Below are 11,964 nucleotides of genomic sequence, written 5' to 3' on the forward strand. Positions count from 1 at the left end.
TCAAATATAGCACCGGGGTTCCGTCCCCAATCAAATGTTAAACAAGCAATTACGTGCGAGCTTGCTCGCACGCTGCATTTTTTTGTTGTTTTGCTATTTCAGATTATTTCGCATGGTTAATTATATACTCCGGGCAGAAAGGGAGACCGTCATATTTAAGAATATTCCCGGTGACGGCCCTGCCGCCTGTCTCTGCCTTTATTATGCGTGCCAGCTGTCCGGTGGCATTGTTCTCCACCACGAGACATTTTTTGGCCTTCTCCATTGCACCGGCCACATGCTCCGAGGGGAAGGGCCACAGCTCGCTCATGTGCATCATACCGGCGCTGCCGCCGTCCGCGTTTATCGTGTCCACCGCCTCCCGCATGGCCCCGTAGGTTGAACCCCAGCCGATTAGCAGGGTCTCTGCCCCTTTCGCACCGTAAATCCCGGGAGGTAATATCTCGCCTTTCAATCCGTCCAGTTTCTTCATGCGTTTTTCTACCATCCGGTTCCGTATCTCAAGGTCCTCGGTCAGGTGGCCTTCCTCATCGTGCTCGTCGCTGTCCGTTACCACCGTTACGCCGGGGGTCCCGGGAAGCGCCCTTGGGGATATGCCGGAGTCGGTGATGGCGTGTCTCTTGTACCCGTCCGTTATATTTGCCAGGTCTTTTTCGGTAAGAAATTCGCCCCTGTCAACGGTTATCTTTTCCACGTCAAGTTCATCTATGGTCCAGCAGGAGTCGGCGAGGTGCTGGTCGCTCATGATTATCACAGGCGTCTGGTACCTGTCCGCCAGGTTAAACGCCTTGCCCATGAGGTAAAATGCCTCTTCAGCGGTGCCCGGCGCCAGTATCGCCCTTGGGAACTCACCGTGCGCCGCATGCAGCACAAACTCAAGGTCCGACTGCTCGGTCCGGGTGGGAAGTCCGGTTGATGGTCCGGGCCGCTGCGCCTCCACCACCACAATCGGCGTTTCGGTCATGCCCGCCAGGCCAAGCCCCTCGACCATGAGACAGAAACCGCCCCCGGAGGTGGCGGTCAAGGTTCTGACCCCTGCGAAGGACGCGCCGATGGCCATGTTTATGGCCGCTATCTCGTCCTCCGCCTGTTCCACTATCAGTCCCCACTCACCGGCCTTTCCCGCAAGGTAGGTCATTATCCCGGTGGACGGGGTCATCGGGTAGGCCGACATGAATTTGCATCCCGCCGCAAGCGCCCCCAGCGCCAGCGCCTCGTTGCCGCTTATGAGCATCCGGCGTTTACCCTTATCAGGGGGGGTGAACTCCCAGGTGAACTGTCTGGAGAAATCCTCGGTAGTGAAATCGTATCCCGCCCTCGCGGCCTTTACGTCATCGTCCGCGACCTTCTCATCTTTGCCGTATATCTCCTTCAACATCTCAGCGAGAGTCTCAAAATCATACCGCATGAGCCCAAGCGCCGCGCCCGCCGCCACCGAATTACCGTATCTCCTGTGGCCCCCCTTCTCCACGGCCAGCCGTTCGAGCGGCACACTGACAAGTGCCGGGCCCTCCTGTTGCGAACTATCGGGCAGACGCACCTTCTCCCCGTCATAAATAATCGCCCCGCCCCGCGGCACCTCTCCCCTATGCAGGTCAATGGTCTCTTTATTCAGGGCTATCAGTATGTCGGCGCCCTGCGTCATGGCGGTTACGTACTCGTCCCGTATCCTTACGGTAGAGGTATTGTGCCCGCCCCTGATGCGTGACTGGTAGTCCTGGACCGAGAATACGTGGTATCCGTTGCGGGAGAAGACGTGGGAAAGGATGTGGCAGATGGATTGCATCCCCTGCCCGGCAGCACCGCCTATCTTTATCTTAAAATCCAGTTGTATACCCCCCCCTTTTTTTGTATCCGCGTATCCGCGTGATTTGACAGGGCCATTGCATCTTATCCCCTGCGTTAAACAGGTGTCAAGCTATAAAGGTATTGCGGCGGCAGTCCCCGTGAGATTTCTTGACAATCATGTGTGTTGTGATATTATTTTGCTTGGCATAATTTGTTTATATCCATAGATTTGCGGGGTTTTGTGACAAATTGTTAAACGGTCTCTTACGTCCGGTACGGAGACCGGACGCTGCACCTTCCCCTCCCTTGATGGGGGAGGGGGAAAAGTGGTATATGACAACCTTTTCTGCCTTTGGTTTAATATTTTAATATATATAGACGGGAGCATATAAGCCTTTCAGAGGTTTTAGTCATTATGAAAACGGAACTGCGGGAATTGAAAGGGAAGGCGGAGGCAGAGCTGAAGAACGCCGGTTCACCCGATGAACTTGAGGCCTTCCGTATAAAATACCTGGGGAGAAAGGGGCTTTTGAGTGAACTCCTTACAAAAATCCCGTCCCTGCCCGCAGAGGAAAGACCGGGGGCGGGGCGTCTTCTTAACGAACTGAAGAAGAATTTGTCCGGCAGGTATGAAGAGGCGAAAGGGGCACTGGGAGATAAGGGTCGTCCCGGCGCAGCCGCCGCGGTTCAGGACGTGACGCTGCCCGGCAGAAGGCCTTCTCTCGGCCGCAGGCACCCGCTCGTACAGACCATAAACGAGATAAAAGACATCTTCACCCGGATGGGTTTTGAGGTGGCCTTCGGGCCGGAGGTGGAGCTTGAGTATTATAACTTTGAGGCGCTCAACATCCCGCCGGACCATCCCTCCAGGGACGACTTTGATACCTTTTACGTCTCAGGCTCGGATGACGTCCTGCTGAGGAGCCAGACCTCCACCGTGCAGATAAGGGTGATGGAGAAACAGGGACCCCCAATCCGCATAATTGCCCCCGGCAAGGTATTCAGGCCCGACACGGTGGACGCCACACATTCATTCATGTTCCACCAGATAGAGGGGTTGATGGTAGAAGAGGGCGTTACGTTCGGGCACCTGAAGGGCGTGCTGAAACTCTTTGTGCAGGCATACTACGGGCCCGATACACAGGTGCGTTTCAGGCCGTCTTTCTTCCCTTTCACCGAGCCGTCGGCCGAGATGGAGATATCGTGTTCCCTTTGCAAGGGCAAGGGTTGCAGCACCTGCGGCTCTGGGTGGATGGAGATACTTGGCGCGGGCATGGTCGACCCCAACGTGTTCAAAGCGGTTGGCTACGACGCGGAAAAGTACACCGGCTTTGCGTTCGGGATGGGCGTGGAAAGGATGGCCATGCTCAAGTACGGTATAAACGACATAAGGTCATTCTTTGAGAACGACATGAGGTTTTTGTCTCAGTTTTGACCGGTCGGTAATCCGCCTCCGGTACGACCGTGTCCATACAACTCTAGGACGTTTCCTTGAAACATGAAGATAAGCTATAACTGGCTGAAGGAATACTGCAATTTTGACCTCTCGCCGCAGGCGCTTGCCGACGCCCTTACGGAGGCCGGCCTGGTGGTGGAGGAACTAAAGCCCCTGGAAGACGACCACTGTCTGGACGTAGAGGTCACCTCGAACAGGCCGGATTGTCTGGGTTTTTTGGGGATTGCCCGGGAGGTTGCCGCCATAACCCGCGGCAAGCTGAAACCTCCGGAGGCGGACTATACGGCGGAAAAATTGCCGGTGGACTTCAAGGTCCGCGTGGAAGACTCTGAATCATGCCCACATTACACGGCGCGCATAATCTGCGGCGTGAAGGTGGGCCCCTCACCTCCGTGGCTCCAGAGGCACCTTGAGGCGGTGGGACTCAGGCCGGTAAACAACGTGGTGGACGTCACCAACTACGTGTTGCTTGAATCGAGCCAGCCGCTTCACGCCTTCGACATGGATAAACTGCTGGATAAACGGCTTGTAATCAGACGTGCCGCCAGTGGGGAGGCGTTAAAGACCATTGACGGCACGAGACACGACCTGACGCCGGAGACCCTGGTTATCGCCGACGGGCAGAGGCCCGTTGCCATCGCCGGGGTAATGGGCGGTATAGATACGGAGGTCGGGGACTCGACTACGAACGTCCTGCTGGAATCGGCACGGTTCAAACCCTCGACTGTAAGGCGGGCGGCGAAGCGGTTTGTTATGTCAACGGACTCTTCCTACCGCTTCGAGAGGGGTGTCGACCCGGAGGGTGTGGACTGGGCGTCGAGAAGGGCCGCACGGTTGATACAGGAACTGGCGGGCGGAAAGGTATGCAGGGACGTAATCGATATCGGTTCCAGAAAGTTCAAGAAGCCGGTCGTTTCCGTGAGGATGCGGCGGCTTAACGGCCTTCTGGGGACAGAGATAAAACCGGCTACGGCCGGTGACATCCTGTCGCGGCTGGGGTTCGAGGTCAAGGTCCGCAAAGAGAGACTCGACGTGACCGTGCCCAGCTTTCGCGGCGACATTACCCGGGAGGTGGACCTCATAGAAGAGGTGGCCCGCATTTACGGCTACAACAACATCCCCACCGATACGCGCCTGAGTATCCAGGTAAAACCACAGAACAGATATGGACAGGTGGAAGAGATGGCCCGTGAACTACTTACTGGCTGGGGTCTTACGGAGGTTATAACCTACAGCATTGTCGATAAAACACAGTACCGGCGGCCCGGCACGTCTTCAAAAAACGCCCCGGCACTCACCTTGCGGAATCCCATCCGGAAGGGGGAGGACCGGTTGAGGCAGACGCTTATGGGCAACCTCCTCGGCGTAAAGAGGCATAACCAGGACCGTGGCGTTCCGCATATAAAGATATTCGAGATCTCCCGCGTCTATTTCCCAACAGAGAGCGCGAGAAAACTGCCTGATGAGAAGACCTGTCTCTGTGTGCTCTGGGAGGAAGAGGGTGTCGCGCCGGAAGAGGCGTTTTACGTCCTTAAGGGTGTACTGGAGGGCATGTTCGCCACCCTCGGACTCAGGGGCGTTCTAACGTGGCAGGGGCATCCGGGCGGGCCGTTTGACGAGAAGAGGTCCTGCCGGGTCGAGTACGAAGGCAAGGAGCTTGGGGTATTTGGGGAGATAAAGAAAAAGGTCGTGGAGGAGTACGACCTTAACTTTTCGCCTGTTATGGCCGAGCTGGATTTTGACGCTATTGTGGAGAGGGCCGACCTCTCAACGGTATTCAAGAAGCTGCCCCTGTATCCTTCCGCGGTAAGGGACATGGCCGTGGTGGTGGATGAACAGGTGAGTTGGGCCGACATTAGACGGTGCATAGAGGAATCGGGACTTGAATATCTGGAATCGATAGAGTTTTTTGACCTCTATCATGGCAGGCAGGTCCCGCCGGGCAAGAAGAGCCTGGCCTTCAAGCTCTGTTACCGCGCCAATGACAGGACGCTGAGGGGCGAGGAGGTTGGCGAGATGCAGAAGCTTGTGGAAGAAAGACTTACGAGGGAACTGGGCGCGGCGTTGAGGTAGTTTTTTGGGACGAATTAACGATTTTGCCTCTTCTTGTCCCTACCTGCTCTTCTTGTTTTTTCCCCTTCCTTTTTTCTTTTCTTTTTTCTTTTTTTCTTTCTTCCCTATGGCCTTTTCGAGGGGTTTTAGTTTGGCCTGTACAAACCTGCCCCATCCGGTATCACGGGGGAACGGCAGTTTGGCGTAATCCTCCACTTCCGCGCCCATTGAATAAATAGTCAGGCCGCTCAGGGTAAGTCTGCGGCCGGCCACCTCCTGGTGTCTTTCCTTTATAACCGCCCCGGAGAGGGCCTTCATGGCGTTTTCGGCCTTTGCGCACAGGGCGGGGTCTCCGTCGCTAAAGGTGAACATCAGTGCCTTCAGAAATTCTCCCAGGTCGTAGTGCACGCTGTACGGCACGTAACGGCCGGCTATGTGGGCGCTGACGTTGAACGTGCAGGTAAGACGGTCTGCCACAATCATCTTTCTTATCTCACGCGGTAACATGCCGCTGAGTTCAAGCGCCAATGCCTCCAGCCCGGGCACCAGTTTCTTGAAGCCCTTCATGTCAATAAGCGAAGCGGTCCGCATGTTATCCTTTTTAACGGCTTTCTCGTTCCGGACCTGATTTACGTATGCGTCTACGACAGACGATGCGAGTTCCCGGGCCGGGCGGTCCGGACCCCGTATAAAGGCCTCAAGGACCTTGTCGTAGGGCCAGCCGCCGAGCGCCTCTTCGTTCTCGGAGACGATTACGTACCTTGCGGTGTCGCCCACCTGGTACAGTACCTCGGCCATACCCATGTAGCACGCGTCCAGCCCCAGTATGTCTATAAAATCCTTGCCGTTGGTCTTCTTTATACTTTTTGTAATCCTGGTCAGGGCCTCTTCCATCTCGTCTATGCCGAGTATGTCAACCTTATCGCTGCCGTTATTCATGTCGTGCAGCAGGCCCCTCCAGCCCTCGCCGTAGCCTCCCAGGCTGATAAAGTAATTCTCCGCCGGCAGGTTCTCCACGGCCCATGAGGCGAACGTAGAGAGTGTTTCGGGGTCTCCGGTGTTTAACTCCCTGTCTCCCTTCCAGCCGGGACTGACCGCCTCAAGCGGCAGGCTGACCAGATAGTTCTTTCGCACCTCGTAGAGGTGGCCGCGCCTGTCCGTCCTGTCCAACAGCACAACCACCCGGACGTCGTAGCTTGAACCTACCGCCCTCATCTCTTCAAGGCTCTGTACGGTAAACCAGTCGAGGAAGTTGTCTCCGGCCAGGTAAAGGATGCAGGTCCATTTTGCAAGGGGTTTGCGGCCCTCGTCGCAAAGCCCCTCCGTTTGGAAGGTGAATAAAGTGACAAAGACGATAATGGGTATCAGCCTGTGAAGTCGCATGATTACGCCAATACGCGGTTTTCTGCGTTATCCGGTATCTTTAGGTCAAAACCGTCCTGTATGTTATCGGCCAATCTCTTTACCGCCTCTGGTTCGGGGGTCCGGCTTCAGACCATCTCGTTTGTCTTTTGCAGTCTGATAGCCATGCTTGCCATCACCTTCTGGAGGAAGGGGGGAAGTTCGTCGTAGTACTTCTTGCAGTGTTCCTTGTCTATTATTACCACCTCGCACTCCGTGCGTGCTTCGGCCGTCGCGGTGCGCGGGAGACCCTCGCCGAGTATGGCGCGTTCGCCGAGGAATTCTCCGTCACTTACCTTGCCCAGCTTTACACGCTCTCCGTCAACCTCCTTGAATATGTCAAGCGTGCCGCTCTCTATGTAGAACATCTCGCTGGCAATGCTACCCTCCTTAAAGAGGATCTCTTTCGGCTGGAGAATCTTTACTTTGGCGCCCTCGAAACTGATATCAGCAAACGTCATCTTTACTTCTCCTCTTTTTTCGAAATAGTGAATATATTATCCGGGTCTGGTTGAAGAAACAGTTGTGACCTGATGCCCCCTGTCACAATTTAGCGCTCAACACCGTTTCTGCTACACATGCCGAAGGACCCGAAGACATTATACAACGTAACATATTCCCAGGCAAGGGATACGAAGGCAAAGGGACCTGTCCGGGAACACAAGACGAGTGGGAGACAGGAAACACGGTTTTCAATTGTTAAACCGTTCCATGGTGTTCTATACTCTGCATCATGGAACTTTCAAGCAGCTGCATCCGCATGACCAGATCCTTTATCATCCCCTGCGTACGGGCCATTTTCACAACAATGTCGTTCGTCTGTTGAAGCCTGGTGGCCATTCTCTCAAGCATCTTCTGGATGAAAGGCGGCAGTTGTTCGTAGTACTTTTTGCAGAGCTTCTTGTCTATTACCACTAATTCACAATTTGTAAATGCCTCGGCCGTTGCAGAGCGCGGGAGTTCCTCGCCGAGCAGGGCGCGTTCACTAATAAACTCCCCGGCACCAACCTCTCCCAGTTTCACACTATTGTTGAGCACCCGCTTGGTTATCACGATGGTGCCACTCTCAACAAAATACATCTCGTCGGCAGGGCTCCCCTCATAAAAAAGGATCTCTCCCTGCTTGAGGGTCCTTGACTTAGCACCCTCGAATCTAAAATCAGGAACAATTGCCATCTCTTATCCTCCCACTTTTAGCAGTGAACATCTCGAGACAGGTCCAGGGTGACCGTTGTACCGAAAACGTTCGTATAATACCTTTGAAGACTAATGCGTGCTTGCGTTCAGCCTGGTGAACGACTTTCAGGGAATTATACATAACAAGATACTCCCAGGCAAGGGGCACAAGGCTAAAGAAACCTGCGGAGGGACCCTCAAAGGTGTTTACGGTCGGCGTGAAAGATGCGGGGCAGAACCGTCTTGCCGCGGCGCAACAGCACCCGGATTCCCACAGAAACGCGCAGACGGCCCGTCGAAAGCAGGCAGATAATTCTTTTCAGGACACTTCATTTCACACAGGTATGGGCAGACATGGGTTTGTCTGCCCCGTTTAACGGCAATACAGCCCGGGCATCGGGGTCGGGGCCTTTCCTTTTATAAGGGGCCCCAACGTTCTGCTGATGTTGCCTCCTACCCTTTTTTCTTGACTCCGCTTCCTGCTAGTAATACATTTGTCACAAGAGGAGCCTACCAAAGAAGTACACTTGCAATAAGACGCTGGACTGGTCAGTATTACTTGAAACTTATGAATACCAATCGAAATAAAAACCGAGGTTTAGAAGAATCTATCAAACGTGCTGAAAAAGGCGAATTTAGAGAATATTGGTTACAATTATATGTCAAAGCTAATTATAAGAAACTTGAATTCGATGATCTTGAAGGGCCGTTTGAACATGGCTATGATTTTAAAGGGATTTATAAAGGAAAAAGGGTAATCATTGAAGTAGAACGAAGCTCTAGAAATTTCGTTGGTCATGGGCATAATCCAAAAGAAGTAGACATATTAATCATTCTTAATGATGACGATACAGATAGGTCCTTATTACCAAAGAAGATAATCAAAATAGATTCAAAGGATTTTGTCCTGGCAACTCATGAACGGCGGAGAGACTATGCAATAGAAAAGCAAAAAGATATAGAAGTATTCTTCAAGATGCTTCCATTTAATCTTATAAAGAAGGCTCTTGCAACCCTATGGCATCTTTTAATTGAAGAAATTCCAAGTGAAGACACTCCTGAATCTGATATATTCGAAGAAGCCTTGAAGTCTACTACTTTCCAATACATCAAGTTTTATGATATTAACTTAGAAGATTTAAGAGAGCAGGGAGGAGGAAGGAGAGTTACCAGATTAGAATGTCTAGTAAATGACCTTATGAAATCGAATAGAAAGATCGATTACTTAACAAGTGAAGAAAACGAATTCATTAGATTATGGATAGAGGCCCTACGTAAAGAATACAGTTCACGGATATAGAGAAGCAATTGAAGAGAGTGACTCGTTTCATGCGCAGACCACCTTCCCTTAGCTCATAACCTTAAAGAATAAGGATTAAACTATATATAACGTGCTATCCTTGTGCCGCCAGGCAGGGGATATAACACCTGGACTGGTGCTGAGCTTAAGTAACCTTCCCCTTTTTATTCACCCGCTTCCCACAAGATTTTTGGACGAAGCCGGCGAGCATTGTATTTCTTCTCCCATTCTCTCATTTGACCAGTACTTATAAGATAATCAATAGAGGTGTTTAAGAAATTTAAGAACTCTTGGTCATTCTGCTTAACTGCCCACCCAACCGGCATTATGTTGTAGGGACGGTCTGCGAACAAATCGGTCACTACTTCAGGATATTCTCTAGCAAACTGAAAGGTTGTCCATGAATCTGCAAGACCAACATCTGCTCGACCAGCGATAACTTCTGTCAGAGGTTCAGATAAGTCTGCAGTAGATACCACTATCAGTTCGGCTTTTCCAAGGTATGTTCTTGCATATTCATGGCTTGTTTCTCCTTGTGCTACTGCAATTTTAATTCCCTCCTTATTGAAATCTTCGATAGTAGTAAAACGACCATTGCCATTTCTTATAATAGCACCATTTCCGATATAAATAATTGGCTTTGTGAAAGCAACCTCCATAGCACGAGGTATAGTTCTATATGTTGCTCCAATAGATAGCTCAAATTGGCCCGACTGCAATCCACTCATGAATGTGGCCCATGTAGTTTCTACAAATTCTACTCTTACCTCCGATACCTCTGCTATAAATCTGACGGCGTCAACAAAGTACCCGGAAAGTTCTCCTGTTTCTGGGTCTTTTATAATTGTAGGAGGATACACCACGTAGCCTACCTTTAGAACGCCTTCATTATAAATCTTCTGCAGGGTTCCTCCCGCCGACCTTGAGGAGTTGCCGCTCGGAGATTCCTGTTTGCACCCTGTTGTAGACATCAAATATGTTGTAAGCAGGATGATTAACAAGTAGTTTAGTTTATTCACAATGTTTCGATGTGTCTGCATTTCATTTTTTCTTCCTTAAAGTTACTTATTTGTAATACGAGGCGTTCTTTTAGAACGGTGTAATAATACCAAAAGGGCTTCTAAAGTTTAAGGGAAAATAGGCGACTTCAGATCAAACGCCAAGCGCTTGATTCTATTAGGGGTTGTGGGGAGTGGCTCTCTCCATGACCCCCGCTTATTTGAGGATATTTTAGTGTGTTTACTTGACAGTTACTTGCCAGTCATGATGAAGGGGGCGGCAGGCTACCTTCCCTTAGCTCATAATCTTAAAGAATAAGGATTAAACTATATATAACGTTCTGATGGTGTACCGTCCATTCCCTATCCTGAACGTATCTACGTAGCTCTGAGAGTTGCAGGCCGGGGTCTTGCTCTTGGGTAGATACCCTTGCGTAAATCGCTACTTTGGTGGGTTTCATTGTACTTGCCTTTTCTGCGGAGCAGCTTTATATTAAGAATCAGGCAGTTACGGGTTGCTCTGCGATTACCGTACCTGCTTAGGGGTGTTGGGTATCTAGCTACCTAACGCCCCGCTTTATTAACTCTCAAGGAGTATACCACACGTCTTTAATTATGCAAGCGTACTTCTAGCGTGTCTCCGTCTATTACCCTGCTGAAAAGCCCTTCACTTTCAATATCCACGCTTCCTCCGATAGAGCACATCCAGAAGTTCACTTGCCGGTTTGTTGTTTGGGTCTAGCAACAGAGCTTGCTCGGTATGCCTTATCGCAAGGCCATTCTGGCCCTTCAGACTGTACATCACGCCCAGGTAATAGTGTGCATCCGCATAATCGGGCTTGAGGAGTATGAACTCCTTGTACTGCCTTATTGCCAGGTCATACAGGCCCTTCTTGCCGTAGACCATGCCCAGGCTATAGTATGCCTCTGCATAATCCGGCTTTGTGCGTATGGCCTCCTTGTACTGCCTTATTGCCAGGTCGTACAGGCCCTTCCGGCCGTACGCGAAACCCAGGGTAAAGTGTGCCCCTGCTAAATCTGGCTCTAGGCGTATTACCTCCTTGAACTGCCTTATAGTCAGGTCGTACAGGCCCTTCTGGGTGTACACCAAGCCCAGGTTATAGTGTGCCCCTGCATAATCTGGCTTTATGCGTATTGCCTCCTCGTACTCTTTTATTGCTAAGTCGTACTTCTTCTCGTTATAATACGAGTTACCCAGCACATAATGCTCTTCAGCGCTACTCAATGATTCTGGCGTTTCTGAATCTGCTGTAGATAACTTACCGTTTTTATCGAAGGCCGCTATTAACACCACTGTATCTCCGTACTCCTTTGCTATCTCTTCTGGGGATTTCTCACTGCTAAGCCAGCCAGCTTGGCTAACAGACGGCAGAAATTGGTAGGATACAAGATTAGTGAAGAGAACATAGAATAGAACCGTGTGGAAAGTTGACAGGAGATTTTTTGGGCTTGTACTGCTCATTGTTTTGCACCCTCTAATGTGGGAAGGTACTACTAGCAGGAAGGGTTGTCAAGCCTACATTCTGTGGGCTTTTGTAGACCTCCTACACCCCAAAAACTGCTTTTTTTGGGAAGAAACTCTGCCCTACCCGACCAATACCACCCTAAACCAATCCAATGTCCTTGAAACCTAAGACTCTCTTAGGCAAAACAGCCTTAAAATCGATTCTGGCGGGTGGGTGTCTGTTAAATTTCGGGGCCTCTCGTGCTGCTTATCAAATCCTCCGGTCACCTTTAGATTGACTTATTCCCGCCTCAAAGAGTAATATCTG

The 11,964-nt window shown here is 51.2% G+C and carries 9 protein-coding genes; 3 read left to right on the forward strand and 6 right to left on the reverse strand.

Annotated features, from left to right (window positions below; translation table 11 throughout):
- Nucleotides 1-103: 103 nt before the first annotated feature.
- On the reverse strand, nucleotides 104-1,816 hold the full coding sequence (locus tag NOU37_05170) for a 2-oxoacid:acceptor oxidoreductase subunit alpha (protein MCQ4574619.1): 1,713 nt from the start codon (nucleotides 1,814-1,816) through the stop codon (nucleotides 104-106).
- Between the two features lie 387 nt (nucleotides 1,817-2,203).
- On the opposite strand from NOU37_05170, the gene pheS reads away from it, so the two are divergent.
- Both pheS and pheT read left to right on the forward strand, forming a co-directional pair.
- Complete coding sequence (gene pheS, locus NOU37_05175; GenBank protein MCQ4574620.1) at nucleotides 2,204-3,223, forward strand: phenylalanine--tRNA ligase subunit alpha; 1,020 nt, start codon at nucleotides 2,204-2,206, stop codon at nucleotides 3,221-3,223.
- 63 nt (nucleotides 3,224-3,286) lie between these two features.
- Nucleotides 3,287-5,317 carry a phenylalanine--tRNA ligase subunit beta gene (gene pheT / locus NOU37_05180; protein MCQ4574621.1) on the forward strand — a complete coding sequence of 677 codons (2,031 nt, stop codon included), beginning with the start codon at nucleotides 3,287-3,289 and terminating at the stop codon, nucleotides 5,315-5,317.
- 39 nt (nucleotides 5,318-5,356) lie between these two features.
- On the opposite strand, the gene NOU37_05185 is transcribed toward pheT, so the two are convergent.
- The 3 genes from NOU37_05185 to NOU37_05195 all read right to left on the reverse strand — a co-directional run bounded on the left by NOU37_05185 (nucleotide 5,357) and on the right by NOU37_05195 (nucleotide 7,873).
- Nucleotides 5,357-6,679 (reverse strand): clostripain-related cysteine peptidase, encoded by a 1,323-nt coding sequence (locus tag NOU37_05185; GenBank protein MCQ4574622.1) that lies wholly within the window; start codon nucleotides 6,677-6,679, stop codon nucleotides 5,357-5,359.
- A 107-nt stretch (nucleotides 6,680-6,786) separates the two neighbouring features.
- Nucleotides 6,787-7,158: a cyclic nucleotide-binding domain-containing protein gene (locus tag NOU37_05190; protein MCQ4574623.1), complete on the reverse strand. Its 372-nt coding sequence runs from the start codon at nucleotides 7,156-7,158 to the stop codon at nucleotides 6,787-6,789.
- Between the two features lie 238 nt (nucleotides 7,159-7,396).
- Nucleotides 7,397-7,873 carry a Crp/Fnr family transcriptional regulator gene (locus tag NOU37_05195; protein MCQ4574624.1) on the reverse strand — a complete coding sequence of 159 codons (477 nt, stop codon included), beginning with the start codon at nucleotides 7,871-7,873 and terminating at the stop codon, nucleotides 7,397-7,399.
- A 568-nt stretch (nucleotides 7,874-8,441) separates the two neighbouring features.
- On the opposite strand from NOU37_05195, the gene NOU37_05200 reads away from it, so the two are divergent.
- Nucleotides 8,442-9,173, forward strand: a complete 732-nt coding sequence (locus NOU37_05200) for a hypothetical protein (GenBank protein ID MCQ4574625.1) — start codon at nucleotides 8,442-8,444, stop codon at nucleotides 9,171-9,173.
- Nucleotides 9,174-9,337: 164 nt separating this feature from the next.
- Here the strand turns inward: NOU37_05200 and NOU37_05205 are convergent, their stop codons facing one another.
- Both NOU37_05205 and NOU37_05210 read right to left on the reverse strand, forming a co-directional pair.
- Nucleotides 9,338-10,192: a transporter substrate-binding domain-containing protein gene (locus NOU37_05205; GenBank protein MCQ4574626.1), complete on the reverse strand. Its 855-nt coding sequence runs from the start codon at nucleotides 10,190-10,192 to the stop codon at nucleotides 9,338-9,340.
- A gap of 652 nt (nucleotides 10,193-10,844) precedes the next feature.
- Nucleotides 10,845-11,654 carry a tetratricopeptide repeat protein gene (locus NOU37_05210; GenBank protein MCQ4574627.1) on the reverse strand — a complete coding sequence of 270 codons (810 nt, stop codon included), beginning with the start codon at nucleotides 11,652-11,654 and terminating at the stop codon, nucleotides 10,845-10,847.
- Nucleotides 11,655-11,964: the final 310 nt, after the last annotated feature.

The organism is Candidatus Bathyanammoxibius amoris (genome assembly GCA_024451685.1).
Lineage (GTDB): Bacteria > Planctomycetota > Brocadiia > Brocadiales > Bathyanammoxibiaceae > Bathyanammoxibius > Bathyanammoxibius amoris.

What these genes read in the sequence shown, in the direction of transcription:
- NOU37_05185 (MCQ4574622.1), bottom strand. Translation starts at nt 6,679, where the DNA reads ATGCGACTTCACAGGCTGATACCCATTATCGTCTTTGTCACTTTATTC.
- NOU37_05195 (MCQ4574624.1), bottom strand. Translation starts at nt 7,873, where the DNA reads ATGGCAATTGTTCCTGATTTTAGATTCGAGGGTGCTAAGTCAAGGACC.
- NOU37_05190 (MCQ4574623.1), bottom strand. Translation starts at nt 7,158, where the DNA reads ATGACGTTTGCTGATATCAGTTTCGAGGGCGCCAAAGTAAAGATTCTC.
- NOU37_05200 (MCQ4574625.1), top strand. Translation starts at nt 8,442, where the DNA reads ATGAATACCAATCGAAATAAAAACCGAGGTTTAGAAGAATCTATCAAA.
- pheT (MCQ4574621.1), top strand. Translation starts at nt 3,287, where the DNA reads ATGAAGATAAGCTATAACTGGCTGAAGGAATACTGCAATTTTGACCTC.
- pheS (MCQ4574620.1), top strand. Translation starts at nt 2,204, where the DNA reads ATGAAAACGGAACTGCGGGAATTGAAAGGGAAGGCGGAGGCAGAGCTG.
- NOU37_05210 (MCQ4574627.1), bottom strand. Translation starts at nt 11,654, where the DNA reads ATGAGCAGTACAAGCCCAAAAAATCTCCTGTCAACTTTCCACACGGTT.